General features: G+C 71.1%; 20 protein-coding genes. 5 read left to right on the forward strand and 15 right to left on the reverse strand.

What is annotated here, in order from left to right:
* Positions 1-10: 10 nt before the first annotated feature.
* From mfd to ABD268_RS07460, 6 genes are all read right to left on the reverse strand, one after another.
* Positions 11-3,631, reverse strand: a complete 3,621-nt coding sequence (gene mfd / locus ABD268_RS07435; protein WP_344149636.1) for a transcription-repair coupling factor — start codon at positions 3,629-3,631, stop codon at positions 11-13.
* Positions 3,632-3,747: 116 nt separating this feature from the next.
* Positions 3,748-5,070, reverse strand: coding sequence for a DUF4910 domain-containing protein (locus ABD268_RS07440; RefSeq protein ID WP_344149638.1), 1,323 nt, complete (start codon positions 5,068-5,070; stop codon positions 3,748-3,750).
* A 13-nt stretch (positions 5,071-5,083) separates the two neighbouring features.
* A complete protein-coding gene (locus ABD268_RS07445) occupies positions 5,084-6,106 on the reverse strand; it encodes an NAD-dependent epimerase/dehydratase family protein (RefSeq protein ID WP_344149640.1) in 1,023 nt (340 codons plus the stop codon).
* Positions 6,107-6,117: 11 nt separating this feature from the next.
* Positions 6,118-7,035 carry a phytanoyl-CoA dioxygenase family protein gene (locus tag ABD268_RS07450; RefSeq protein ID WP_344149642.1) on the reverse strand — a complete coding sequence of 306 codons (918 nt, stop codon included), beginning with the start codon at positions 7,033-7,035 and terminating at the stop codon, positions 6,118-6,120.
* Positions 7,032-8,465 (reverse strand): glutamate-1-semialdehyde 2,1-aminomutase, encoded by a 1,434-nt coding sequence (locus ABD268_RS07455; protein WP_344149644.1) that lies wholly within the window; start codon positions 8,463-8,465, stop codon positions 7,032-7,034. Before ABD268_RS07455 ends, ABD268_RS07450 begins: the two co-directional genes overlap by 4 nt.
* Positions 8,462-9,115, reverse strand: a complete 654-nt coding sequence (locus ABD268_RS07460) for a PIG-L deacetylase family protein (RefSeq protein WP_344149646.1) — start codon at positions 9,113-9,115, stop codon at positions 8,462-8,464. The genes ABD268_RS07455 and ABD268_RS07460 overlap by 4 nt, the downstream gene beginning before the upstream one ends.
* Positions 9,116-9,308: 193 nt before the next feature.
* On the opposite strand from ABD268_RS07460, the gene ABD268_RS07465 reads away from it, so the two are divergent.
* The 3 genes from ABD268_RS07465 to ABD268_RS07475 all read left to right on the forward strand — a co-directional run bounded on the left by ABD268_RS07465 (position 9,309) and on the right by ABD268_RS07475 (position 13,307).
* On the forward strand, positions 9,309-10,934 hold the full coding sequence (locus ABD268_RS07465; RefSeq protein WP_344149648.1) for a right-handed parallel beta-helix repeat-containing protein: 1,626 nt from the start codon (positions 9,309-9,311) through the stop codon (positions 10,932-10,934).
* 151 nt (positions 10,935-11,085) lie between these two features.
* Positions 11,086-12,024 (forward strand): glycosyltransferase family 2 protein, encoded by a 939-nt coding sequence (locus ABD268_RS07470; protein ID WP_344149650.1) that lies wholly within the window; start codon positions 11,086-11,088, stop codon positions 12,022-12,024.
* Complete coding sequence (locus tag ABD268_RS07475; protein WP_344149652.1) at positions 12,024-13,307, forward strand: polysaccharide pyruvyl transferase family protein; 1,284 nt, start codon at positions 12,024-12,026, stop codon at positions 13,305-13,307. Before ABD268_RS07470 ends, ABD268_RS07475 begins: the two co-directional genes overlap by 1 nt.
* Here the strand turns inward: ABD268_RS07475 and ABD268_RS07480 are convergent.
* From ABD268_RS07480 to ABD268_RS07515, 8 genes are all read right to left on the reverse strand, one after another.
* Complete coding sequence (locus tag ABD268_RS07480; RefSeq protein WP_344149654.1) at positions 13,275-14,459, reverse strand: acyltransferase family protein; 1,185 nt, start codon at positions 14,457-14,459, stop codon at positions 13,275-13,277. The two genes, ABD268_RS07475 and ABD268_RS07480, sit on opposite strands and share 33 nt — an antisense overlap.
* A gap of 26 nt (positions 14,460-14,485) precedes the next feature.
* Positions 14,486-15,475, reverse strand: a complete 990-nt coding sequence (locus ABD268_RS07485) for a GHMP family kinase ATP-binding protein (protein WP_344149656.1) — start codon at positions 15,473-15,475, stop codon at positions 14,486-14,488.
* Positions 15,472-16,173, reverse strand: coding sequence for a nucleotidyltransferase family protein (locus ABD268_RS07490; protein ID WP_344149658.1), 702 nt, complete (start codon positions 16,171-16,173; stop codon positions 15,472-15,474). Before ABD268_RS07490 ends, ABD268_RS07485 begins: the two co-directional genes overlap by 4 nt.
* Positions 16,170-17,282: an NAD-dependent epimerase/dehydratase family protein gene (locus ABD268_RS07495; RefSeq protein ID WP_344149660.1), complete on the reverse strand. Its 1,113-nt coding sequence runs from the start codon at positions 17,280-17,282 to the stop codon at positions 16,170-16,172. The genes ABD268_RS07490 and ABD268_RS07495 overlap by 4 nt, the downstream gene beginning before the upstream one ends.
* Positions 17,279-18,424 carry a glycosyltransferase family 4 protein gene (locus ABD268_RS07500; RefSeq protein ID WP_344149662.1) on the reverse strand — a complete coding sequence of 382 codons (1,146 nt, stop codon included), beginning with the start codon at positions 18,422-18,424 and terminating at the stop codon, positions 17,279-17,281. Before ABD268_RS07500 ends, ABD268_RS07495 begins: the two co-directional genes overlap by 4 nt.
* A 4-nt stretch (positions 18,425-18,428) precedes the next feature.
* Positions 18,429-19,637 carry an HAD-IIIA family hydrolase gene (locus ABD268_RS07505; protein ID WP_344149664.1) on the reverse strand — a complete coding sequence of 403 codons (1,209 nt, stop codon included), beginning with the start codon at positions 19,635-19,637 and terminating at the stop codon, positions 18,429-18,431.
* A gap of 69 nt (positions 19,638-19,706) precedes the next feature.
* Positions 19,707-20,537: a sugar phosphate nucleotidyltransferase gene (locus tag ABD268_RS07510; RefSeq protein WP_344149666.1), complete on the reverse strand. Its 831-nt coding sequence runs from the start codon at positions 20,535-20,537 to the stop codon at positions 19,707-19,709.
* Between the two features lie 20 nt (positions 20,538-20,557).
* The gene (locus ABD268_RS07515) at positions 20,558-21,787 is read right to left on the reverse strand and encodes a class I SAM-dependent methyltransferase (protein WP_344149668.1); all 1,230 of its coding nucleotides are present in this window, start codon (positions 21,785-21,787) and stop codon (positions 20,558-20,560) included.
* 86 nt (positions 21,788-21,873) lie between these two features.
* On the opposite strand from ABD268_RS07515, the gene ABD268_RS07520 reads away from it, so the two are divergent.
* On the forward strand, positions 21,874-22,437 hold the full coding sequence (locus tag ABD268_RS07520) for a dTDP-4-dehydrorhamnose 3,5-epimerase family protein (protein ID WP_344149670.1): 564 nt from the start codon (positions 21,874-21,876) through the stop codon (positions 22,435-22,437).
* The gene (locus ABD268_RS07525; RefSeq protein ID WP_344149672.1) at positions 22,434-23,123 is read left to right on the forward strand and encodes a phosphatase PAP2 family protein; all 690 of its coding nucleotides are present in this window, start codon (positions 22,434-22,436) and stop codon (positions 23,121-23,123) included. The genes ABD268_RS07520 and ABD268_RS07525 overlap by 4 nt, the downstream gene beginning before the upstream one ends.
* Here the strand turns inward: ABD268_RS07525 and ABD268_RS07530 are convergent.
* Positions 23,065-24,426, reverse strand: coding sequence for an MATE family efflux transporter (locus tag ABD268_RS07530; RefSeq protein ID WP_425573694.1), 1,362 nt, complete (start codon positions 24,424-24,426; stop codon positions 23,065-23,067). The two genes, ABD268_RS07525 and ABD268_RS07530, sit on opposite strands and share 59 nt — an antisense overlap.
* Positions 24,427-24,428 lie beyond the last annotated feature (2 nt).

Below are 24,428 nucleotides of genomic sequence, written 5' to 3' on the forward strand. Positions count from 1 at the left end.
GCGGGCTGCGCTAGGCGCCCTGGGGCTTGTCCTGGGGCGGATCGATGATGGCGTCGATCACACCGCGGGCCCATTCAAGCAAAGCCACCCCGGTGATCGGACGACCCCCGACCACTGCCGTCTGCGGGCGTGGCACGAGGATCGTGTCGAGCTGGGGCTTCACGATCGACTTCGGGTACATCCGGTTGAGCCGTACGACGCGCGAGTCCGGCAGCGAGACCGGCGCGAACCGCACGTTCTTGCCCGCGATCGTGACCTCGCCGATCCCCGCCTGGCGGGCCCGGGCCCGGAACCGCGCCACCAGCAGCAGCGAGGAGACCTCCTGCGGCGGCTCGCCGTACCGGTCGAGCATCTCCTCGTTGAGCAGGTCGACGTCGTCGTCGGAGCGCACCTCGGCCAGCCGCTTGTACATCTCCAGCCGCAGCCGCTCGCTGGGGATGTAGTCGTGCGGCAGGTGCGCGTCGATCGGCAGCTCGATCCGGACCTCGTTGAGCTCGGGTTCCTTGTCGCCGCGGAACTCGTTGACGGCCTCGCCGACCAGCCGGACGTAGAGGTCGAAGCCGACGTCGGCGATGTGACCGGACTGCTCCCCGCCCAGCAGGTTGCCGGCGCCGCGGATCTCGAGGTCCTTCATCGCGATCGCCATGCCGCCGCCGAGGTCGGAGTGCTGGGCCAGCGTCGCGAGCCGCTCGTGCGCGGTCTCGGTGAGCGGCTTCTCGGCCGGGTAGAGGAAGTAGGCGTAGGCGCGCTCGCGCGAGCGCCCGACCCGGCCGCGCAGCTGGTGCAGCTGCGAGAGGCCGAGGGTGTCGGACCGCTCGATGATCATCGTGTTGGCGTTGGAGACGTCGAGGCCGGACTCGACCAGGGTCGTGCAGACCAGCACGTCGAAGCGCTTCTCCCAGAAGTCCAGCATCACCTGCTCGAGCTGGCGCTCGTTCATCTGCCCGTGCGCGGTGGCGACCCGCGCCTCGGGGACGAGCTCCCGGATCCGGGCGGCGGCCTTCTCGATCGAGCTCACCCGGTTGTGGATGAAGAAGACCTGGCCCTCCCGCAGCAGCTCGCGGCGGATCGCCGCGATCACCTGGCGGTCCTCGTAGCCGCCGACGTAGGTCAGCACCGGGTGCCGCTCCTCCGGCGGGGTGGTGATCGTGGACATCTCCCGGATGCCGGTGATCGCCATCTCCAGGGTGCGCGGGATCGGGGTCGCGGACATCGACAGCACGTCGACCGAGGTGCGCAGCCGCTTCATCAGCTCCTTGTGCTCGACGCCGAAGCGCTGCTCCTCGTCGACGATGATCAGGCCGAGGTCCTTGAAGCGCACGTCGGGGTTGAGCAGCCGGTGGGTGCCCACGACGACGTCGATCGTGCCGTCGGCCATGCCGGCCATGACCTCCCTGGCCTCCTTGTCGGTCTGGAAGCGGGACAGGCCCTTGAGCACGACCGGGAAGCCGCTCATCCGCTCGGTGAACGTCGAGAGGTGCTGGGTCACCAGCAGCGTCGTCGGCACCAGCACGGCGACCTGCTTGCCCTCCTGCACCGCCTTGAACGCCGCCCGGACCGCGATCTCGGTCTTGCCGTAGCCCACGTCGCCGCAGATCAGCCGGTCCATCGGGACGGTGCGCCGCATGTCGGCCTTCACCTCGTCGACGGTCGAGAGCTGGTCGGGCGTCTCCTGGAACGGGAAGGCGTCCTCGAGCTCGCGCTGCCACGGGCTGTCGGGACCGTAGGCGTAGCCCTGCGTCGCCTGCCGCGCGGCGTACAGCTTGATCAGCTCGGCGGCGATCTCGCGGACCGCCTTGCGGGCCTTGTTCTTGCGCTTGGCCCAGTCGGCGCCGCCGAGCCGGTCCAGCGACGGCTGCTCGCCACCGACGTAGCGGGTCACCTGGTCCAGCGCGTCGGCCGGGACGTAGAGCCGGTCCGCCGGCCCCCCGCGCTTGGACGCGCCGTACTCCAGGACGAGGTACTCGCGCACCGCGCCGCCCACCTCGCGCTGCTTCATCTCCACGAAGCGGCCGACACCGTGCTGCTCGTGGACGACGAAGTCGCCGGCCTTGAGCTCCAGCGGGTCGATCTGCCGCTTGCGCCGCGCCGGCATCTTGCGCATGTCGCGCGTCGAGGACTTCTGCCCCGACAGGTCCTCGCCGGTCAGCACCACCAGCAGGGTCGCGTCGTCGACGAAGCCTTGCGAGAGGGCGCCGCAGGTCACCGTGACCACGTGCGGGTCCAGCGTGACCTCGTCGGGCTCGACCATCCGGGCGGCCACGTCGCGCTCGGCCAGCACCTCGACCATGCGCTGCGCGGGCCCGTGCCCGGGGTGGACCACCGCGACCCGGTGGCCCTCGTCGACCCAGCGCTTGATGTCGCCGAGGGCCCGGTCCACGTCGCCGCGGTAGGAGTCGACGGGGTGCGCGGGCAGCATCCGGCTGGGCACCGCGCCGGCGAGCACGTCGACGTCGACGCTGACCACCTCGCCCAGCGCGTCGCGCAGCGGCTGCCCGTCGGTGGTCGAGCCGGTCGAGACCCCGTCGTCGGCGATGCCGAAGGGGCTCATCGTCCACCACGGCTTGTGCTGGTCGAGACTGTGCTCACGCACGTCGGACAGCGAGCGGTACGACGCGGCGCCGAGGTCGATCGGGGCGGTGCCACCGCCGGCGGCCGCCGCCCAGCTGGCGCCGAGGAACTCCTCGCTCGTCGCGACCAGGTCGTGGGCCCGGCTGCGCGCCCGCTCCGGGTCGAGCACCAGCACGTGGGTGTCCTCGGGCATCAGGTCGACCAGCAGCTCCATCTCGTCGACCAGCACCGGAGCCAGCGACTCCATGCCCTCGACGGCGATGCCGGCGGCGATCTTGTCGGTGAGCTCGACCAGCTGCGGGTGCGCCTCGCCGAGCTCGGCGGCGCGGCGGCGGACGTCCTCGGTGAGCAGCAGCTCGCGGCAGGGCGGCGCCCACAGCCGCTCGACCTTGTCGAGCGTGCGCTGGTCGGCGACGGAGAAGCTGCGGATCTCCTCGACGTCGTCGCCCCAGAGCTCCACGCGCAGCGGGTGCTCCTCGGTCGGGGGGAAGACGTCGACGATGCCGCCGCGCACGGCGAACTCGCCACGCTTCTCGACCAGGTCGACCCGCGAGTACGCCGCGTCCGCGAGCCGGCGTACGACGTCCTCGAGCGGCGCTGTGTCACCGTTCGTCAGCTCGACCGGCTCGAGGTCACCGAGGCCCTTCACCTGCGGCTGGAGGATCGACCGGACCGGCGCCACCACGACCTGCAGCGGACCGTTCGAGACGTCGGTGCCCGGGTGCCGCAGCCGCCGCAGCACGGCCAGGCGACGGCCGACGGTGTCGCTGCGCGGGCTCAGCCGCTCGTGGGGCAACGTCTCCCAGCTCGGGTAGTAGCCGATGCCGGCGGGGTCCAGCAGGTCCCCCAGCGAGGTCACCAGGTCCTCGGCCTCACGCGCGGTCGCCGTCACCGCGAGCACGGTCCGACCGGCCCGCACCAGCCCCGCGACCACGAACGGTCGCAGCGCCTCGGGGCCCGTCAGGTCGAGGGCACGCACCGCCCCACCGCGGGCGTCGGCAAGCGCCTCGGCCAGCACGGGCTCGGCAAGGACGGCGTCGGCGAGGCCGGTGAGCGGCACAGGGGCTCCTGGAGACAGGGACAACACGACAGCCCCCTGCCGAGCGGGCGAGGGGGTCGGGGCAATCGTACGCGCGCGGCCACACGCGGCCCCGCGTGCCCGGAGCCGGCAGTGCCTCAGCGGCGGGGGGGCTCGCTCGCCCGCTCGAGCAGGCCGGCGCCGGCGAGATCGGTCGCCGCGCTGCACACCTGGGCGAAGTCGAGGTCGGCCCGGTCCGCGATGTCCAGCAGCGTGGCGCAACCGTCGGAGTACCCGAGCGTCCACAGCATCGCCATCACGGCGTCCGAGGCCGACTTGCCGCCGGTCGTCGGGTAGAGCCCGCGCTTGCCGAGCTGCGGCTCGCCATGCGGGCTGAGGTTGAGGTAGGCGGCGTCGTTCTCGAGGATCTCGACGATCCGCATCAACGCGGCGTGGGCGTCCAGCAGCTCCCCGTCCTTGACGAAGTCGAGGTCGTCGGCGGACGTGTGGTACTCCGGGAACTCGCCGTGCGGGGTGCGCGAGAGCCGGCCGACCGGGAGGTCGAACCCGATCGCGTTGAACTGGCGTTCGTCGTAGCCGTAGGGCGAGTAGTCCCGGACCTCCCCGCCCCGGCGGCTCACCACGTGGGTCGCCGCCCGGTCGATCGTCCGGTCCCCGCGGCGGGTCCGCTTGTAGACGAGCGGCCCGGGGCCGCCGAGGCCGGTGAGCACCAGCCCGTGCCGGATCCGGTCGAGCAGCGGCCGGTTGCGGCTCAGCCAGGTGATCGACCCGATCGTGCCCGGCGCGAAGACGAACCGGTAGGAGAACCGCCGCCACGGCAGCGCCGCCACCGCACGGGCCACCTCGAGGGCCACGACGATGCCGGAGAGGTTGTCGTTGGCCAGCGACGGGTGGCACACGTGGGAGGTGAACAGGACCTCCTCGGCGCTCTCGCCTGGGATCACGAGCTCGCCGTACGTCAGCTCCCCGGGCCGCAGGGTCGTGTCGACCACCACGTCGAACGGCCCCTCCCCCATCGCCTCGAGCTGCCGCTGGGCCAGGCAGAAGCCCCACGTGCGCTGGTAGTACGTCGTCCGGTACGGGATCCAGTCCGGGTGCTCGGGCAGCGTGTGCAGGTGCGGGCGCAGCTCGTCCATCGACATCCGGGCGCGCACGGGCACGCTGTAGCTGACCAGGTGCAGGTTGTGCTCCTGGAAGTCCACCACCCGCCGGCCGGTCGGGTCGGCGATCCAGGCGTCGCGGACGTTCCACTCGTCGTTGACGGTCCAGTCGTACGCCGCCGTGCCCGACGGCACTGCGCGCCGCCGCAGCTCCAGCCCGGGGCGCAGCGACTCGCCGATCACGTCGAGGGTCTGGCGCACGCCGTCGCCCGTGATGCTGCGACAGATCGGGTAGAGCAGCTCCATGCGCGAGCGCATGCGCTTCGCCCGGGCGGCGTCGTCCTCGGCGCCCATCGGCATCAGTGCCCCGGGATCATGGCCGCATGAAGAGCAGGTCGTCGAGCAGGCCCTGGCCCCGCAGCTGGTTGATCCGCTCGAGCCGGACGTACCGCGGCCCCTCGAAGTCGGCGGCCTCCAGCCCGATGCGCTCCATGTCCGCCGCGAGCTCGTCGATCCCGGCGGGGACCGTCCAGCTCGGGCGGAAGCCGGGCAGCAACGACGTCACCTTGCCGAAGTCGACCCGGTAGTCCCGCTTGTCGGAGGCCGCCCCCTCGGCGAAGGTGACCGGCACGTCGAAACGCTCCGCCACCGCGTTCGCGATGTCGCGGATCTGCACCACGTCCTCGTCCCGGCCGACGTTGAAGGCCTGGTCGTGCACGACGTCGCGCTCGGCCTCGAGCACGGCGAGGAAGGCGTTCGAGATGTCTCGCACGTGCACCAGCGGACGCCACGGCGACCCGTCGCTCTGCAGCCGCACCTCGCCCCGGGTGAAGGCGGTGCCGGTCAGGTTGTTGACGACGATGTCGGCGCGCAGCCTCGGGGACGAGCCGTACGCCGTGGCGTTGCGGAGGTAGGTCGGGCTGAAGTCGTCATCGGCGAGGCGGGAGATCAGCTGCTCGGCCATCACCTTGCTCTCGCCGTAGGGCGTGACCGGGTTGAAGTCGCTGTCCTCGGTCACCGGGGCGTCGCCGGCAGCGCCGTAGAGCGAGCACGAGGAGGAGAACAGGAACCGGGGCACACCTGCGGCCTTGGCCACCTCGGCCATGTGCGCCGCCCCGTGCGCGTTCACGGAGTACGTCGCCTCGGGGTTGAGGTGGCCGACCGGGTCGTTGGAGATCGCCGCGAGGTGGACCACGGCGTCGAACCCCGCCACGTCCTCCGGCTTCTGGTCGCGGATGTCCCCGGTCCGTGACTCGTAGTCGCGGGACGGCGACCCGAAGTCACAGCCGTCGTACCAGCCGGCGTCGAGGCCGACCACCTCGTGGCCCGCCTCCAGCAGCACGGGCACCAGCACCGCGCCCACGTAGCCGCGGTCACCGTTCACGAGCACCTTCATCGGGTCTCCCCTCATCCTGAGTAGACGGCGTACCGGAGAAGCTCCTCGGGCACGCCCCGGTCGTAGGGCGCGACCGTCTCGGCGGGGAGACGCTCCAGGTCGGACACGCGCAGGTAGTCGCGCATGGTGGTGCCGGTGCAGTGCGAGTCCACGTTGGGCGTGCCGGTGCCGCTCTCGACGTCGGCGCGGTGCACGGTCCGGAAGTCGACGCTGATCCTGGTCCGGCCGGAGTTGTTCGGCACCGACGAGTGCAGCTGTGCCCCGGAGAACACCATCATGCCGCCGACCGGCGGAACCGGGCGGATCTGCGGGTCGAGGTCGATGTGCTCCTCCGGCTTGGGCTGCTCGCGGGTGTCCACCCCGATCTGCGAGGCCGCCAGCGCCCTGCTGTCGCGGTTCCACTGGTAGTAGTTGTAGTGCTCGCTGCCGTTCTTCACCGGCCGGTCGAAGTACGCCGGGTGGAAGGCGACGACGTTGTCCGGCGTCACGTCGTAGATCGGCAGCCACCAGTTGACCTGCATCATCGGCGCGGAGTACCAGGTGTCGCGGTGCGGGTGGAACGCGTAGGCGATGCCCGTCGTCAGGTAGTCGTCCGAGGTCGAGGTCCGCAGCCGCGGCACGTCGAAGTAGGTCAGCTCCGGGTCGCAGCCGTGCTCGGTGAGGATGGCGCACAGGTGCCGCTTGGACTCCGGGTGGTGGATGAACGCCGGCTTGAGCGCGGCGAGCACGCCGGCATAGGTCTCGACGTCCATGTCGTACTGGGCCGTCTCCGGGTCGTGGCCGCGGAAGGCCTCCTCGACCATCCCCCTGGTGAACGCCACGAACTCCCGTACGGCCGGGGACGCGGTGTGCACGAAGAGGTCCCCGGAGTAGAGGGCGGTACGACGTTCGTCGTCGCTCACCCTCGGGTCGACGATGATGCTGGTCATTGCTTTCCCCGCTTCTCTTCCGATGAGGACCGCGGCGCGCGGTCCAGCTGTCGCGGTGCGGAGTGCTCGCGCAGGGCGGGCGCGACCGGCCTCCCGTGGAAGGAACCGGTGGCCGTGCCACGCTCGAGCGCCTCCCGGTAGACCGGGAGCGCACCTCGCACCGCATCGACGGTGATCTGGATGTCGTCGTCGGCGTGGGCCGCGGAGACGACGAAGGACTGGCCGAGCACGCCGCGGCGCAGCAGCTCCTGCAGGAACAGGGTCCGGAACTCCTGGGAGGGCTCGCCGTCCGGTCCGCACGTGGTGAAGAGCAGGCAGGACGGGCGCCCGGCGACCGCGAGGTGGTCCTCGAGGCCGGCGGCCCGGATGTCGGCGCTCACCGCCTCGGCCAGGGTCCTGCCCTGGCGCTCCATCTCCCCCACCACGTCCCGCTCCCGGTACGCCCGTTCCACGGCCAGGTAGGCGGCCAGGCCGGCTGTCTCGGCGCCGTGCGTGGTCGACAGCAGGAACACGCGCGACGCGTCGGTGCGCAGTCCGCCCAGCTCCATCAGCTCGCGCCGGCCGGCCAGCGCAGAGATCGGGAACCCGTTGCCGAGCGCCTTCCCCCAGGTGGACAGGTCCGGGGTGACGCCGTACAGGTCCTGGGCGCCGTGCAGCGACCAGCGCATGCCGGTGATCATCTCGTCGAAGATCAGCACGAAGCCGTCCCGGTCGGCCAGCTGTCGCAGGCCCTCGAGGAAGCCCGGGGCGGGTTCGGCCAGCGCCGTCGCGGGCTCGAGGATCAGGCAGGCGATCTCGCCCGGGTACTCCGACAGCAGCGCCCGGACGGAGTCGAGGTCGTTGAACCGGAATCCGACGGTCAGTGCCCGCTCCTGCTCGAGCGTTCCCGCGTTCATCGGCGTGGTGCCGATGAACCAGTCATCGGTCGAGAAGAAGGGCTGGCTGGCGCACCTGGCAACCCGCGTCCGTCCCGTCGCCGCACGGGCGAGCTTGACCGCCGCCGTGGTCACGTCGGACCCGTTCTTGGCGAACTTCACCATGTCGGCGCCCGGGACCTGCTCGAGGAAGGTCTCGGCCGCGCGGAGCTCCAGCAGGGTGGGGCGGGTGAAGCTCACCCCCTCGGTGATCGCCCGGGCCACCGCCGAGGTCACCGGCTCGTACCCGTGGCCCAGGGTCACCGCTCGGAGCCCCATGCCGTACTCGACGAACGTGTTGCCGTCCAGGTCCTCGACACGCGCGCCGGACCCGCGCACGATCATCGGCGCCATCCCCTCGGGGTACTGGTCCGAACCGCGTGCGTAGGTGTGGGCGCCTCCGGGGACCAGCTCGTGCAGGCGCGCCTGGGCTGCCGCCGACCTGTCGAACACGGGGACCGGCTCGTCGTCGTCGAACGTGCCGGCGACATCGGCGACCGTGCGGGCGACGGTCATGACGCGCTACCGCGCTCGGTGAGGTCCAGCACGACCTTCGACGCGAAGAACCCCTCGGCGTACTGGCTCCGGCACTCGACGCCGCGGATCCTCATCAGGCCGAGGAAGAACTCGTCGTCCCACCAGTCGCGGCCCACCTGGCTGGGGAAGCAGTCGTTGAGCAGCTCGACCTTCCGGCGCGCCACTCCGGCGTCCAGCGGCACGAAGTGGGTGGGCGCGCCGAGGTCCCCGTCCCACTTGGGGATCTCGTAGTGGAGGATCAGCGAATTCCGCCAGACGGTGCTCGCCAACGTCCCGATCAGCCGGTGGTCCTGGTGGGCGTCATCGACCCGGGGGGCGAACACGATGTCCGGGGCGCAGCTCGCGGCCACGTCCTCCAGGACCTGCTTCACGTCCTCCCACCGCGCCGGCAGTCGCCCGTCGGGCAGCTCCGCGGTCTCGACCTTCGCGCTGGGGATGAAGCGCGACAGCGCGGACGAGCCTTCGCGGACCCGCTCACCCTCGCCCGTCAGGACGACACCGGTGACCCGCACGTCGGACCGGAGGGCAAGCTGGAGCAGGGTGCCGCCACACCCGATCTCCACGTCGTCGGGGTGAGCCCCCAGGCAGAGCACGTCGAGCGGCCCCTCCCGCACGGCCAATCCGATCACGTAGTCCCCTCCATCGATCCCCGGAGGTTCGATCGTGTCCGAGGACGTGGGGGCACCGGAACCGCTCGGGAGGCAAGTCCCCAATATTCGGGGCCCCGTCGGCCGGATCTTGTTGCTCCCCACCGACGCGCTTACGTTCGACGAGACCTCGGTGCCCGTCCTCGGCCGCCGCCCGCTCGGAACGAGGAGCGTCATGCCCTTCCGCTCAGCTCCGGCCTCACGCCGGGACGACCTGGGCAGCAACGGGCCCCGTCCGGCCCGCTCGATGCGTGCGGCGCTGCTCGCCGCCGTCGGGGTGCTCACGCTCACGCTCGGCGGGAGCGCCCTCCTGGCGACCTCGGGGACGGGACCGGGGTCGCGCTCCGCCGACGGTGGCACCGGGCCGTACCCCGACGTCGCCCGCGGGGCTCCCACGACACCGCCGGCTCGCATCTGCGGCTCGAAGGAGCTCGAGGGACCGGCGACCCCGCCCGCCGGTGCGCGGGAGGTCAGCCCGTCCCAGGACCTGTCGCAGCTGGCGCTCCGCTCCCCGCCCGGCGCCACCTTCTGGCTCGCGCCCGGGGTCCACACGCTGGGCACCGGCGAGTACGACCAGGTGGGACCCAAGTCCGGTCAGACGTTCATCGGCGCCCCCGGGGCCATCCTCGACGGCCAGCACCTCAACCGGTACGCCTTCGGTGGCGACGCGACCGGGGTGACCATCGCGCACCTGACGGTCCAGAACTTCGGCGCGAGCGGGGACAACCCCAACGAGGGAGTCGTGAACCACGACGCCGGCGACAGGTGGCGGATCGTGCACAACACGATCCAGCACAATGCCGGCGCCGGGGTGTTCATCGGCGACGGCGACGTGGTCGCCGACAACTGCCTGCTCGAGAACGGGCAGTACGGCTTCAGCGCCGCCGAGGTCGACGGTGTCCGCAACGTGACCCTGCGGCACAACGAGATCGCCGGCAACAACACCGACGACTGGGAGGCGCGTCAGGAGGGCTGCGGCTGCACCGGCGGCGGGAAGTTCTGGGACACCCGCAACGCGCGGATCGTCGACAACTGGATCCACGACAACCTCAGCGCCGGCCTGTGGGCCGACACGAACAACACCGAGTTCCTCATCAAGGGCAACTACATCTCGGACAACGCCGGCCAGGGGATCATCTACGAGACCAGCTACAACGCCGCGATCATCGACAACGCCTTCGTCCGCAACGGCCTGGTCGACGGCCCGGACTGCGACTGCTTCCCCCTCGGCGCCCTGTACCTCTCGGAGTCCGGCAGCGACCCCCGCGCCGGAAAGAAGTTCGGCGCCAGCTTCGAGGTCGCCGGCAACCGGTTCGTCGACAACTGGTCGGGGATCATGGCGTGGGAGAACGCCGACCGCTTCGCCGGCTCACCGAACAACACCAGCACGGGCTACTCGACCCTGGTCAACCCGGAGGTGGCCACGGTGGAGGCGTGCGGCGACCCCGACAAGATCGGGACGCCCCCCTACGTCGACGACTGTCGGTGGAAGACCAGCAAGCTGCGGATCCACGACAACCTCTTCGCGTTCACGCCCTCGCACCTCGGGTCCGCGTGCACCCCGTCCGCCGGCTGCGGCTGGATGGGCCTCTTCTCCAACGTGGGGTCCTCCCCGTCCTGGTCCCCCTACCAGGGCGAGGGCGTCGAGAAGGACCTGACCTTCGGGCAGGACAACCGCTGGGAGTCGAACAGCTACGTCGGTCCTTGGCAGTTCATCGTCTACGACATGGGCCGCACCGTGGGATGGGAGACCTGGCGCAGCTCGCCGTACGGGCAGGACCGCCTCAGCACGATGCAGTGAGCGGGCCCGCCGGCCCGGCCGGCGACCGCGTCGTGGAGGCCTACCGCATGTTGGGGGATTTCGTCGCCGCCCCCCGGCCGCCCGGACGTCATCGATGACAGATTGAAGGCCCCACCTCGATCGGTGCCGTCGCCGGAGGATCAGGAGCGAGATGAGCATGTCTACCGTGCCGCGGGTGAGCATCGGGTTGCCGGTGTACAACGGCGAGAACTTCCTGGCCCAGGCGCTCGACGCCCTGCTGGGGCAGAGCTTCACCGACCTCGAGCTGATCATTTCCGACAACGCCTCGACCGACGCCACCGCGGAGATCTGCCGCCGGTACGCCGCGCAGGACGAACGCATCCGCTACGTCCGCCAGCCGCGCAACCTCGGAGGCGCGCGCAACCAGGCGATCGTGGGCGAGATGGCCCGTGGGGAGCTGTTCAAGCTGGCGGCGCACGACGATCTCTACGGCCGTGACCTGATCGCCCGATGTGTCGAGGTGCTCGATGCGCACCCCGACGTGGTGCTGTGCCATGCGGACATGGCGTTCATCGACGCGTCGGGCGAGATCATCGGTCGCTACGACTACACCATGGCCACCGACTCGCCCTCGGCCCCGGAGCGCTTCAGGAGCCTGCTCCGCACCGACGGCGGCGACGACGAGTACGGCGTGATCCGCACCGAGGTGCTTCGCCGGGTACGAGCCGTCGACAGCTACCACAACCCGGGCCGCCCCTACGTCGCCGAGATCGCCCTGCACGGCCGCTTCGAGCAGGTGCCCGAACTCCTCTACTTCCGCCGCGACCACCCCGACCGCGGTGACCGCAGCCCCACCATCTCCGCGCTGTGCGCGCGGATGGATCCCCGCCGCGCGAGCCACTCGAACGTCCGCCTGCTGGGCGAGTACGTCCTGGGCTACTTCCGGGCCGTCCATCGCGCACCGCTGTCCACCGCCGACCGGGTCGCCTGCTACCGGCACCTGGTCGGGTGGCTGGCTTCGCGGGCCGCCAACCGCAGCTGGCGCGTCGCACGGGGAGGCGGCCGGCTCGCCTGGCGGGTGCCCACGCCCGAGGTCGACGTCGCGCTGCCCGAGCGCCCCCTGCCCTGATGCGCCGCACCCGACACCGGACCCATCGCCAGCCACCGCTGCGCGTGGGGCTCTTCGGGATCCTCGGCTCGGGGAACCTCGGCAACGACGCCTCCCTCGACGTGGTGATGAGATCGCTGCGCGAACGCCACCCGGACGCCGACCTGGGATTCTTCGCGATGGGTCCGGACCACCTCGAGCGGCGCTACGGCGCCCCGGCCGTGCACCTGCAGTGGTACGAGGCGAACATGGAGCGCCTGGCCCGGCTGCCGGCCCCGCTGCTGAAGGTCGTGGGGAGGTTGCTCGACCCGGTGCGGACGCTGGCCTGGGTCCGGCACCAGGACGTGGTACTCGTGCCCGGCGCGGGCGTCCTCGAGACGACGACCCCGATGCGGCCGTGGGCGTTCCCGTACAGCCTGCTGAGCCTGGGCCTGGCGGCGAGGCTGGTCGGCACCCGCGTGGGCCTGGTCTGTGTGGGCGCCAACGTCGTGGCCAAGGGCCCGACCCGCTGGATCCTCTCGCGCGCGACGCGTCTCGTGGACTACCGCTCGTACCGGGACGAGCTGTCGCGTGACGCGATGCGTGAGATGGGCGTGGACGTCCACGCCGACAAGGTCTACCCCGACCTCGCCTTCGCGCTGGAGGTGCCGGAGCGCGGGCCCGTGGGACCACGCACCGTCGGCTTCGGGCTGATGAACTACCGCGGCGGTGCGCAGGACCGCGCCCGGGCGGACGAGATGCACGAGGCCTACGTCGACGCGGTGACGCGTCTGGTCCGGCTGCTCGTGGACGACGGATGGCAGGTCCGGCTGTTCCCGGGTGACAGGGAGGACGAGACCGTCGTGCGCCGGGTCCTGGGGGCGGTGCAGCTCCGGTCGGCGGGGGACGGTGCGGCTCCCGTGGTCGCCGAGCGGGTCGGCACCATGGCCGACCTGATGCGGGTCATGGCCGGGGTCGACGTCGTGGTGGCGACGCGCTACCACAACGTGCTCGCCGCCCTGAAGATGTCGATCCCCACCCTCTCGATCGGCTACGCCGCCAAGCTGGACGTGCTCATGGCGACGATGGGCCTCGGGGAGTTCTGCCAGTCGGCGGCCTCGATCGACGTCGATCGGGCCATCGAGCAGCTCCGGGAGCTCGAGGCCCGGAACGACGAGCTGACCGAGCTCCTGCGCCAGCGCAACCGTGCGCAGACCGAGGGGGTCCGGCGCCAGCTCGACGCCCTGTCGCGGTTCCTGCGACCCGGTACGGCCGAGGCAGTCGACCGCCGCTCAGCTGCGGGCGAGCCAACGTCGCAGGCGTGAGTCGCGGGGCGCCGGCACGCCACGCCGTCGTGGGGCGCTCGCGACCCGAGCCGGTCTGCGCCCGGGCAGCGAACGGCGGAAGAACTCCTGGAGCGGCCGCTCGAGGATCCGGTAGCAGAGGTAGGCGCCGACGACGACGAAGATCGGCGTGGCCACGAGCGTCAGCGCGTGGACCAGCGGTCCGGAGGGCAGCATCGGCGCGAGCACCGCGGCCAGGAGGGTCAGCGCAGGCACGTGGATCAGGTACAGCGAGTAGGAGCAGTCACCGAGGCGCTGCATGGGCCTCGGGAAGGTGCCGCCGTGGCTGACCTCGACGCCCACCGCACCGTAGACGAGGAGCGCCGCGGCGAGGCCGGGTCCGAGCACGCGGAACAGGTCGGAGGGGAACTCCGCCCAGCCCGAGGCGGCCAGGAGCGCGAGCACTCCCACCGCGGACACGATCCCGACCACGAGCACCAGCCGCGGCCGGAACAGCCAGCCGCGCAGCACGGCGTACCCGATCCCGACGCCGAGCACGAACTCCAGGCTGAGCGGGCTCGAGACCAGGCTCAGGTAGGGGTTGCTGCTGTGCCCCAGGGCGAGGAACAGCACCAGGGTGAGGCCGGTCCAGGCGCCCATCACCCAGCCGAACCGGCGTCGTCCCAGCGTCAGGGCGAGGGTGAACAGCAGGTAGAAGTACATCTCGTAGACCAGCGACCAGGCCACGAGCACCGGGAGCCGGCCCTCGTGGGGAAGCAGGAGGTAGGACCCCAGGATGTCGGTCTGGTTCCCGTCGTCGAAGCTGACGCTCGCGGGGCTGAGCACGAAGAGCAGCAGGATCGCGGTGTTGACGATCCAGTAAAGCGGGTAGATCCGGGTGATCCGGCGGTAGAGGAAGCGGCGGGCCGAGCCCGGCTCGTCGAACACCCGCCACGTGGTGACCACCATGATCAGGCCGCTGATCACGAAGAAGAGGTCGACCCCGGTGTTGGCCGGCAGGTTGCTCCGCCAGGTCCAGGACGAGCCGAACACCCGGGTCTCGAAGCCGTCGGGGCCGGAGACGTGCGCGCACACGACGATGAGTGCGGCGACGCCCCTCAGCGCCTGGATGTTCCCCAGCGTCGTGCCGCGCCCCCGCTGGTGCGTGGCGCGATCGACACGCTCGACCGACATCGGACTCCCCCTTTGTTGACCTCGCCTCAACCCCAGATGTCGCGGTGGACGTTGAAGATCACGCGGGAGCCGAAGGGCTCGATCTTGATCGGGAGCTCCTTCATGTGGCCCAGCTCCTCACGGACCGCCGCCTGGTACTCCACCGGGCAGGTGATCAGCACGAAGCCGCCACCGCCCGCACCTGCCACCTTGGCGCCCGTCGCTCCCACCGCGAGGGCGCTGTCGACCGACTCGTCCAGCTGCTGGTTGGAGACGCCCGAGGCGAGCTGCCGCTTCGCCAGCCAGCTCTGCCCCAGGGCGGTCCCGACACACTTGGTGTCACCACGGCGCAGGCCCTCCGCCGCCCCCGCCGCCAGGTCCCTGAGCTCGTGGAGCTGGACGAGCCGGTCGGCGATGTTGGCGGTCTGCTCGTGCAGAATCGTGTCCGCGCTGCGGGTGATCCCGGTGTAGAAGAGCATCAGCTCGTCCTGCAGCTGGTGGTGGTCGCGCGGCGGCAGGCGCAGCTGGTCGACGACCACCCGGTCACCGGGGCCGAAGCTCATGTCGCAGATCCCGCCGAACGCTGCGGCGTACTGGTCCTGCTTGCCGATCGGCTTCTGGCACCGGTCGAGCTCGATCGTGCAGGCCCGTTCCGCGAGCTCCTCCGCCGAGACCTGCCGGCCCTGGTAGGTGAACAGGGCGTGCAGGAGCCCCACCGTGACCGCCGACGACGAGCCGAGGCCCGAGCCCGCGGCGGGGATGTCAGCCAGCGTGGTGATCTCCACCCCCTTCCTGATCCCGGCCATGTGCATGGCCTCCCGGACCAGGTCGTGGCGGACGTCCTCGACGCGGGTGACGATCTCCTTCTGCGAGTAGTTGATGTAGATGTCGTCGTCGAAGCGCTGCTTGACCACGACGTAGACGTACTTGTCGATCGCGGCGTTGAGCACCCGCCCACCGTGCTCGCGGTAGTACGCCGGGAGGTCCGTGCCGCCGCCCACCAGGCCGATGCGCAGCGGGGTCTGGGTGATGATCATTCGACGCTCACGCCTCTCCATTCGCGAGTGGCGCGGGCGTGCGCCTCCGGGGTGCCGATGTCGAGGAACCAGGCATCGCCCAGGCTCAGCGCCCGGGCCCTGCCCACCAGCCGCGGCAACAGGTGGAAGCCGATGTCCTGGGGCGGTGACCCCTCGATGAGCCCCAGCACGTCGGGGTGGAAGGCATAGAGGCCGGCGTTGGCCAGGTCGCTGCGTGGACGGGCCGGCTTCTCCTGGAAGCCCGTCACGACGCCGTCGGTCACCTCCACGATGCCGCAGGCCTCGGGCTGTGCGGTCCGGAAGACGGTGAGGGTGGCCAGCGAGCCGCCGGTCGCCTGCGCCTCGACGAGCAGGCGCAGGTCGAAGTCCGTGAGGTTGTCGGCATTGACGGCGAGGAACATCTCCTCGCCCCGGACGAAGTCGCTGTTGGCCAGCAGGGTTCCCGCGCTCCCGAGCAGCCGGGGCTCGAAGACGGTCCTGACCAGGGGTGGTCCACCGCGCCGGGCCAGGTGGGCCTCGACCAGCTCCGGCAGGTGGTGCAGGTTCAGCAGCACCTCGTCGACCCCTGCGGCGGCAAGGGCATCGAGCCAGATGTCGAGCAGGACCTGCCCCCGGATGTCCACCAGGCACTTGGGGGTGTGGTCGGTGAGGGGCCGCAACCGGGTGCCGAGACCGGCGGCCAGCAGGACAGCCTTCACACCGATGCCTGACGTACGACGCCGAGCGACCGCATCTTCGCGTCCGCCTCGGCGAGGATCCGGTCGAGGTCCGGCATGCCCTCGAGCCACTTCGCGTACTCGGCCACCGAGTCCGCCGGTGTCCGCCTCGGCATCCAGCCCAGCGCCTCGAGCCGGCTGAGGTCGGAGACGATGTGGCGGGTGTCGCCGAAGCGGTACTCCCCGCTGATCCTCGGTGAGCGCTCGGAGCCGTAGTGGGCGCGCACCACCTCGGCGAACTCGGCCGTGGTCCAGCCGGTTCCGCCACCGACGTTGAGCACGCTGCCCACCGCGCGCTCGTCGAGGAGGGCGACCAGGTTCGCGTCGACCACGTCGTGGATGTTGACGTAGTCCCGGATCGCCCGGCCGTCCTCGTAGAGCACCGGCGCGCCACCGAGCAGGTAGTGCAGGCAGAAGATCCGGCACGCGCCGGAGTACGCGTTGTACACGGACTGACGCGGGCCCTGCACGATGCTGTAGCGCAACGCCGTCGTGGGGACGCCGTACCGACGACCGAGGTTGACGGCCACCATCTCCTGGCCGTACTTCGACATCCCGTAGGCGTTCTGGGGGTTGGAGACGCTCTCGGGCGTCCGCCGCATCTCCATGGGGCCCCCGCAGACCGGGCAGCCGATCTCCCACCGACCGCGCTGGAGGTCGGACTCGGGACGCATGTCGGGGGTCTGGTCGCCGTGCTCGGCGCAGTGGTAGAGCCCCTCCCCCATCGCGGACTGCGAGGAGGCGACCACGACCCGCTGCAGGTCGATGTTCTCCGCCACCAGGATCTCGTACAGCAGGGCGGTCGAGCCGACGTTGACGTCGGTGAACCTGGAGAAGTCGGTGAGGTAGTCCTGGTAGGCGGCGAAGTGGAAGACCGCGTCCGTCCGTCGCACCAGGTGGGTCAGCAGGTCCCTGTTGCGCACGTCGCCCACGAACAGCTCCGCCCCCGGCGTCAGGTAGCTGGGGCGACGGTCGCGGTGCACCGGTGCCGTCAGGGCGTCCAGCACGGTCACCTCGTGCCCCAGCTCGACCAGCCGGTCACTCGTGTGGGAGCCGATGAAGCCGGCTCCTCCCAGGACCAGGACCCTCATCGGCGACTCCTCCCCAGCTCGTGGACCTCGCGGTAGACCGCCAACGTCTGCTCGGCGGTGGCCGCCCAGGTGAACTGGCCCGCACGCTCGGGCCCGAGCTTGCGCAGCAGCTCACCGTCCTCGCCGCAGGCCGCGACGACGGCCCTCGCCAGGGCCTGGGGATCGCGGGGATCTGCCAGCAGGGCGGCACCGCCGGCGGTCTCGGGCATGGCGCTGACGTCGGAGGTGACCACCGGGCACCCGCACGCCATGGCCTCCAGGAGCGGCAGCCCGAAGGTCTCGTTGAAGGACGGGTACACGAAGACGTCCGCGGCCCGGTAGAAGTGCGGGGTCTCCTCGAGGGGGACTCCCCCCACCCACACGACGTCGTCGGCGATCCCCAGCTCCGCGGCCAGCGCGTGCAGCCCCGCCACGTAGTCGGTGTCTCGTCCGGGGCCCACGACCACGAGCTGGTGACCGCCCAGGTCGGGCCTGGCCGCCGCGAAGGCGCGGAGCAGGCCCTCGCAGTTCTTGTAGGGCCACAACGACGACACGAAGAGCACGTAGGGCCGGCTGACGCCGTACGCCGCCACCCGGCGCCGCGACTCGTCCGGGTCACCGGGGTGGAAGAGCTCGTGGTCGACCGCCTCCGGGATCAACCGCAGCTTGGCCGGGTCCACGTCGAGGTGCCGCTGGACCTCCTCGCGCAGGCTCTCGGAGTTGATGATGATGGCGTCGGCCACCCGGGCGGTCCGCGGGTAGTTCAGGCGACGGTAGAGGCGTACCTCGGGCCGGATGGTCTGGGGAACGGTGAACGCGTGCAGCGTCTTGAAGTGGGCCACCAGCCCCGGCGCGGGCCGCACCAGCGGCGCGATGAGCGTGCTGAAGACGTCGATGCCGGCAAGCGGCAGGCGTACCGGCGCGTAGACGTGCTCGCTGAGCGTCCGCAGTCGGGGACGCTCGTTGGACCACGGGAACCCGAGGTGGTGGACCCCGGGCCCGTAGGCCTGGTGCATCGGACGGGACCTGCGGCTCACCAGCAGGTGGAGCTCCTCCTCCTCCCGCAGCAGGCGGGCCATCTCCGGGATGACCCGGGTCCAGAACCAGTGCGCGCCCGAGGGGTGGTCCGGATCGTCGGTGAGCAGGTTGATGGCGACCCGCATGCCGTCAGAACGTCTGCGTGGCGACGTCATCGGAGGACATCCTCGACTGGCGGACGTACTGGGCCAGCAGGTGCATGCAGGCCTGGTGGGCGTCTTCGACGACCCCGTAGTTCTGGGAGTCGACGTGCACCGCGACGTCCGCGATGGACCGCGCCGGATGGCCCTCGAAGCCGGTCAGGGAGATGGTCTGCAACCCGTTCTCCCGCGCCCACTCCAGCGCCCGCAGGATGTTGGGTGAACGACCGGACGAGGACACCACCAGCAGGACGTCACCGGGTCGGGCCTGCGACTGGAGCTGGTACTCGAACACCGCCTCGTAGCCGATGTCGTTGGCGATGGCGCTGAGCAGCTCCGCGTTGGCGCTCAGGCTGGCGACCCGGGTGCGCAGGTCCGTGCCGTTGCGCACCCCCTTGCTGTGGTCGCACTGGAGGTGGTTGGCGATGGAGGCCGAGCCGCCGTTGCCACAGGCGAAGACCGCGGCGTCGCGCTCGTAGGCGGCGTTCAGCAGCTCGGCGGCCAGCTCCACCTGTGCGAGGTCCACCGTGGCGAGCGCCTTGGCGAGCTGCGCAGCGTAGTCGAGCGCGAAGGTGTCGGCGTGCTCGTAGTGCTCGGCCGGGAAGCGCGGCTCCAGGAATCCGGCCAGCCGGCCGGACACGGGATCCGGGACCGGTGGCGTGTCCTGGGTGCGCAGGATGCGCTCGACGGCAGCCGCGAGGTCCGGCACCGACTCCACGTCGGCGTCGCCGGTGGCCGTGCCGAGGTGGAGCGCACGCGCCCCCACCGCACGGGCCAGCCCGATGTCGCAGGCCGCGTCGCCGATCACCCACGACGCGGTCAGGTCCAGGTCGAGGGCCTCGGCCGCCGCGAGCGCCATGCCCGGCGAGGGCTTGCGATCGGCACTGATCCGGGCGAAGCCGTCGACGGTCCCGTCGGGGTGGTAGGGGCAGAACAGCCACATGTCGACGTGGGCGCCCTTCCGGGCCATCTCGGCTTCCATGTGGGCGTGCACGCGGTGCACGTCCTCGAGCCGGTAGTGGCCGCGGGCGACGCCCGCCTGGTTGGTCACGACGGCCACCGGGATGCCGGCGGCGTTCAGCTCCGCGACCGCCTCGATCGCCCCGTCGATGAAGACGACGCGGTCCACCGAGCCGACGTAGCCGCTGTCGACGATGATGGTCCCGTCCCGGTCCAGCAGGACGCCCGCCCGGCTCATCTGTTGCCCTCGTTCATCACAGTTGCCCCCTCGTGTGGTGCGCAGTCGTGTACGTGCTGGGTGGAAGGCTCAACCGACGGCGGGCTGGTCCACGGGAAAGATCTGTCGCCCCGGCTGCACCGGCTGGTCACGCCACAGCGCCCACGGACTGATGCCGTGCTTGTACGCCGTCTCCAGCGCGGTGCGCTCCTTGAGCGTGTCCATGGGGGCCCAGAAGCCGTCGTACCTGGCGGCGAGCATCTTGCCCTCGCGTGCCGCGCGCAGGCACCCGTCCATGACCAGGTCGTCGCCCTCGTCGAGGTAGTCGAAGATGCCCTGCCGGAGGATGAAGTAGCCGCCGTTGATGCACATCGCCATGTCGGCGACCGGCGTCAGTCCGGTGACGCGGCCGTCCTCGGTGAGGTCCACGACGTGGAAGGAGTCCTGGGGCTTGACCGCCAGGAACTGGCCGACCGCTTCGGTCTCGAGGAAGTCGTCGATGAGGTCGTTCATCGGCGCGTCCGTCAGCACGTCGCCGTAGTTGGCCAGGAACACCGAGTCGTCCTCGAGGTAGGGGCGCACGCGCCGCAGCCGCTCGCCGATCGCGGTGTCGATGCCGGTGTCGATGAAGGTGATGGTCCAGTCGCTGATGTCGGTGCCGAGCATCTCGACGTGCTTCCCGCCCTTGGTCAGCACGAAGTCGTTGGACGTGGCCTCGTGGTAGGTCAGGAAGTAGTCCTTGACCGCCTGTGCGCCGTGGCCCAGGCAGAGGATGAACTCCGTGTGCCCGAAGTGCGCGTAGTAGCGCATCACGTGCCACAGCACCGGTCGGGTCCCGATCGGCATCATCGGCTTGGGCAGGGACTGGTTGTCGGCACGCATCCGCATGCCCAGTCCTCCGCAGAACAGCACTACCTTCATCTCAAAGCTCCCGTGACGGTTCAGAAGATCTCGAGCTCGGGCAGGGCGACGACGAGCTTGCCGCCCCACTCGCGGACGTACTCCAGCTGGGCGCTGATCTCCTTGCGGAGGTTCCAGGGCATGACCAGCACGTAGTCGGGCCGCGCCTCGGCCAGCGCCTCGACCGGGTGGATGGGGATGTGGGTTCCCGGCAGGAACTTGCCGTGCTTGTGCGGGTTGCGGTCGACGCTGAACTCCATGAGGTCGCTGCGGATCCCGCAGTGGTTCAGCAGCGTGTTGCCCTTGCCGGGCGCCCCGTAGCCGACCACCTTCTTGCCGTCCCGCGCACAGGCGATGAGGAACTCCAGGAGGTCGTTGCGCACCTTCGCCACCGCACCCGCGAAACCGTAGTGTCCGGCCACGGTGTGGAGGCCGGCCGCAGCCTCTTCGGCGAGCACGGCCTCGACCGCCGCGCTGGCGGGGACGGCGGACTCGGTGGGCATCGACCACGTCCGCAGCGAGCCTCCGTGCGTCGGGAGCTCCTCGACGTCGACCACGGTCAACCCTGCCGCGGCCAGCACCCGCTGGGTCGTCAGGAGCGAGAGGTAGGAGAAGTGCTCGTGGTAGATCGTGTCGTACTCGTTGCCGTCGATGAGGCGCAGCAGGTGCGGGATCTCGATGCTGACGTAGCCGGTGTCCGCGACGAGCGCGCGCAGGCCCTTGCTGAAGTCGACGATGTCCGGCACGTGGGCGAAGACGTTGTTCGCGACCACGAGGTCGGCCCTGCCGTGCCTCTCGGCGACCTTGGACCCCGTCTCCTCGCCCAGGAACATCACCTCGGTCGGCACGCCCCTGGCGACGGCGGCCTCGGCGACGTTCGCGGCCGGCTCGATCCCCAGCGACCGGATGCCCCGGGCGACGCTGTGCTGGAGCAGGTAGCCGTCGTTGCTCGCGACCTCCACGATGAACGACTCGTCGTCCAGGCCCAGGCGGGCGGCGGCGAGGTCGATGAACTTCTCCGCGTGGCGGACCCACGAGTCGGAGTACGACGAGAAGTAGGCGTAGTCGGTGAAGATGTCCTCGGCCGGGATGTAGGCGGGCAGCTGCACCAGCAGGCACTGGGAGCAGACCCGCACGTGCAGGGGGTAGAAGGTCTCCCCCTGGTCGAGCTGGTCGGCCGACAGGTAGCTCTCGCAGGGCGGCGACATCCCGAGGTCGACGAACGTGTGCGTGAGATCGGCCCAGCACAACCGGCAACGAGGACTGCTCATAGAGGGTATTTCCTTCGTCGAGACGCGTTCACACGCCCGTCGCGTGTGATATTCGAGTCTCGAATCCGACCGCGGAGGATGGGCCGATGGAGTTCGCAAATACCGCAATCCGGGGACTGGTCCACTTCAGCGGACCCGTGCACCGGGACTCCCGGGGCTTCTTCAGCCGCACGTTCGACGCGGCGACGGCCCGGGAGGCGGGGATCGACCCGGACGCGTTCGTGCAGGACAGCCTGTCGCGCTCGGCCCAGGGGGTCCTCCGCGGCCTCCACCTGCGGGTGGGACACGGCGAGGGCAAGCTGGTCCGGTGCTCCAGCGGGGCGGTCTTCGACGTGGTCGTCGACCTGCGTCCGACGTCGCCGACCTACCGCACCTGGCTCTCCTTCGACCTCGACGGCGAGTGCCAGAACTCGATCTACATCCCGCCCGGGTGCGCCCACGGCTTCCAGGCGCTGACGCAGCCGGCCGACACGTCGTACCGGATCAACCGTCCGCACGACCCCTCCGAGGACCTGACGATCGCGCACGACGACCCAGAGCTCGCCATCCCCTGGCCCCTGCCGGTCACGGTGATGTCCGAGGCCGACCGTGCGGCCAGGCCGCTGTCCGAGCTGGCGGACCGGCTCGCGCTCGTCCGGGCGACGCCGTGACCCCCGAGGTTCGTCGCCGCCTGGCGATCCGGACCGCTGCCCTCGCCGGGCTCTGCTACCTGGCCCTCACCATCATGGTCGCCACCGGCACCACCCAGCACCTCGATGACGCCGTGCGCCAGTGGTTCCGGCCCGACGACGTGTGGGGTCAGGCCCAGATCCGGACGGGGCCCACCATCGACGCCCTCGAGCCGCGGCGCGTCTTCGCGGTCCTCGCCGTGGTCGGCGTCGGCGCGTCGGTCCGGAGGCGGACCTGGCGCCCGCTCGTCTTCACCGCCGGGGTGGCGCTGACGGCCAGCGTGCTGACCCTCGTCAGCAAGTACGCGACGGACCGCCCGGATCCCAGTGCGGACAAGTTCACCGGCGGGAGCTACCCGTCGGGGCACATGGTCGCCGACCTCGTCTGCATGGGCTGCGCTGCGATGGTGCTCTGCTCACGGACGCGGTGGTGGATGTGGGCGCTCGCCGGGCTGGTCTCCGTCGCGATGGCCCTGTCGCTGCTCTTCGCCGCCGCGCACTGGTTCACCGACGTGCTGGGAGGAACCCTGCTGGCCGTGGCCGTGCTGGCGGCCGCCAGCGCGGTCCCGCTGCGGTCGGCCCTCGGTCCTCGCCCGGGGAACCGGTCGGCTACGAAGACTCCCGACCCGCGATCGGCTCGTGGCCCAACGCTGCGCAGTGCTCGGTGAGCGCCATCCGCAGCTCGTAGCGCCAGATGACGCAGCCCACGACTCCGGCCAGCACCAACCCCCAGGTCGACCCCGCTGCGCCGTCCACGGCGGCGCCGAGGCTGCCGCACACCAGGTACAGGGCGGCGTTGCTGAGCTGGGCCGCCAGGCTGCGCCTCGAGGCTCCCAGGGCCCGGACACCCGCCGCCGCGGCGTTGAGGAAGCAGCCCGTGACGAGGACGGCGGTCATCGGCACCAGCAGCGACCAGGCCGGCTTCCACAGGTCCGCCAGCAGGAGCTCACCCGGTCCCTGGGGCAGGATGACGTAGACGGCCACGCCCCACGCCGTCGCGGCGACAGCCGGGACCAGGCCGAGCCAGAGGCAGAACCGTTCGAGCCGCTCGGGCGCGCGGTCCAGCACGTGTCCGGCCTCGGGGATGGCCACCTGGCTGACCCCGCTCAGCAGGACGAGGAAGGGCCCCATGAGGATCTCCGCCGCCCGGATCTCACCGACGGCCGTCAGCCCGGCGATCGCCCCGACAGCGAACATCCGCACCTGCCGGGCACCTCCGACGCTCACGTTCTCCGCCAGGTAGCGGCCGCCGAGGTCCCGGTGGTCGACCAACCAGGCGCGCACCCGGCGCAGCTGCGGCCGGATCCGGCTCTGGGCCAGGCCGACGAGCGCGGCCAGGGTGGCGGTGCCGCCGAAGGCCAGGACGCAGGTCACGTCCGTGGCGCGCCCGGTCGCGACCAGGGCGAGGACCGCTCCGATCTGGAGGACTGCCCAGACCAGGTCGTTGACGAAGGCCTTGTCGCCCCTGCCCTGCGCGAACCAGGCGAACCGGTAGCTGTCCTGGAGCAGGATCCCCGGCAGGCCGAAGCCCAGGGCGACCAGGCCGGCTCCGACCGTCGACGGGAGGGCGAGGCCGACCGCGATGCAGCCGAGCCCGGCGATGACGCCCGAGACGAGCGCCGTCGCGGTCGACGCGGCCACGGCCTGGCGCCAGGCCGATGGCTGGACTCCGCTGAAGCGCACCAGCAGCGGGTCGGTCGACGGGCCGCGCGAGGCCGCGAGGACGAACCCGAACGTGACGAAGGCGAGGGAGAACGCACCGAACCCCTCGGGGCCGAGGCTGCGCGCGACGAGGAGCCCGAGGACCAGGTTGCCCAGGCTCGAGATCCCCTGGTCCGCGACTCCCCAGCCGAGCCGCCGGAACAGGCCCATGGACCGCAGCCCGGCCCGACCTGCGTCGGCACCGTCGGGCGGGCCGTCCGCGTCGCCCGCGGGGTGGGTGCTCGAGCCGGCCGAGGACGGGGAGCGCATGG

Source organism: Nocardioides koreensis, from assembly GCF_039531775.1.
GTDB classification, from domain to species: domain Bacteria; phylum Actinomycetota; class Actinomycetes; order Propionibacteriales; family Nocardioidaceae; genus Nocardioides; species Nocardioides koreensis.

Coding starts and splice junctions, on each gene's coding strand:
- ABD268_RS07440 (WP_344149638.1), bottom strand. CDS start 5,070: ATGCCGATGGGCGCCGAGGACGACGCCGCCCGGGCGAAGCGCATGCGC.
- ABD268_RS07445 (WP_344149640.1), bottom strand. CDS start 6,106: ATGAAGGTGCTCGTGAACGGTGACCGCGGCTACGTGGGCGCGGTGCTG.
- ABD268_RS07450 (WP_344149642.1), bottom strand. CDS start 7,035: ATGACCAGCATCATCGTCGACCCGAGGGTGAGCGACGACGAACGTCGT.
- ABD268_RS07455 (WP_344149644.1), bottom strand. CDS start 8,465: ATGACCGTCGCCCGCACGGTCGCCGATGTCGCCGGCACGTTCGACGAC.
- ABD268_RS07465 (WP_344149648.1), top strand. CDS start 9,309: ATGCCCTTCCGCTCAGCTCCGGCCTCACGCCGGGACGACCTGGGCAGC.
- ABD268_RS07470 (WP_344149650.1), top strand. CDS start 11,086: ATGAGCATGTCTACCGTGCCGCGGGTGAGCATCGGGTTGCCGGTGTAC.
- ABD268_RS07475 (WP_344149652.1), top strand. CDS start 12,024: ATGCGCCGCACCCGACACCGGACCCATCGCCAGCCACCGCTGCGCGTG.
- ABD268_RS07480 (WP_344149654.1), bottom strand. CDS start 14,459: ATGTCGGTCGAGCGTGTCGATCGCGCCACGCACCAGCGGGGGCGCGGC.
- ABD268_RS07485 (WP_344149656.1), bottom strand. CDS start 15,475: ATGATCATCACCCAGACCCCGCTGCGCATCGGCCTGGTGGGCGGCGGC.
- ABD268_RS07495 (WP_344149660.1), bottom strand. CDS start 17,282: ATGAGGGTCCTGGTCCTGGGAGGAGCCGGCTTCATCGGCTCCCACACG.
- ABD268_RS07500 (WP_344149662.1), bottom strand. CDS start 18,424: ATGCGGGTCGCCATCAACCTGCTCACCGACGATCCGGACCACCCCTCG.
- ABD268_RS07505 (WP_344149664.1), bottom strand. CDS start 19,637: ATGAGCCGGGCGGGCGTCCTGCTGGACCGGGACGGGACCATCATCGTC.
- ABD268_RS07510 (WP_344149666.1), bottom strand. CDS start 20,537: ATGAAGGTAGTGCTGTTCTGCGGAGGACTGGGCATGCGGATGCGTGCC.
- ABD268_RS07515 (WP_344149668.1), bottom strand. CDS start 21,787: ATGAGCAGTCCTCGTTGCCGGTTGTGCTGGGCCGATCTCACGCACACG.
- ABD268_RS07520 (WP_344149670.1), top strand. CDS start 21,874: ATGGAGTTCGCAAATACCGCAATCCGGGGACTGGTCCACTTCAGCGGA.
- ABD268_RS07530 (WP_425573694.1), bottom strand. CDS start 24,426: ATGCGCTCCCCGTCCTCGGCCGGCTCGAGCACCCACCCCGCGGGCGAC.